Below are 387 nucleotides of genomic sequence, written 5' to 3' on the forward strand. Positions count from 1 at the left end.
GGGCGGGGGGCGGGGCCCTCGGCGGGCGGGAGCCGGAAGCCGAGCTCGGCCTCGCGGCGGAAGTCGACGGCCTCGGCGGGTGCGGCGTGCCGCCGGGTCCCGTCGCGCGCCTCGCGCACGGCTTCGGCGAAGCCCGCGAGCGTGGGCGCGGCCAGCAGGGCCCTGACCAGGGTGGAGCCGAGGCCCGCGTCGAGCTGGAAGACGGCCAGGGTGCGGGTGACGGCTTCGGCGGCCAGGAGGGAGTCGCCGCCGAGGGCGAAGAAGTCGTCCTCGGGTACGGGGCGGACGCGCAGCACGAGCTGCCACACCTCGGCGAGCGCGTCGAGCAGGCCGGTGACGCGGGGGTCGGTGACGCCGGGGGCAGTGGCGCGAGGGTCGGTGACGCGG

At 79.1% G+C, this 387-nt stretch carries 1 protein-coding gene; it reads right to left on the reverse strand.

The window, feature by feature from the left end:
- Nucleotides 1–387 (reverse strand): phosphopantetheine-binding protein (locus tag ACSNOH_RS35200; RefSeq protein WP_436725505.1); only part of this gene is annotated, 387 nt, incomplete at both ends.

It is taken from the genome of Streptomyces sp. URMC 127, assembly GCF_051386535.1.
Taxonomy (GTDB): Bacteria; Actinomycetota; Actinomycetes; order Streptomycetales; family Streptomycetaceae; genus Streptomyces.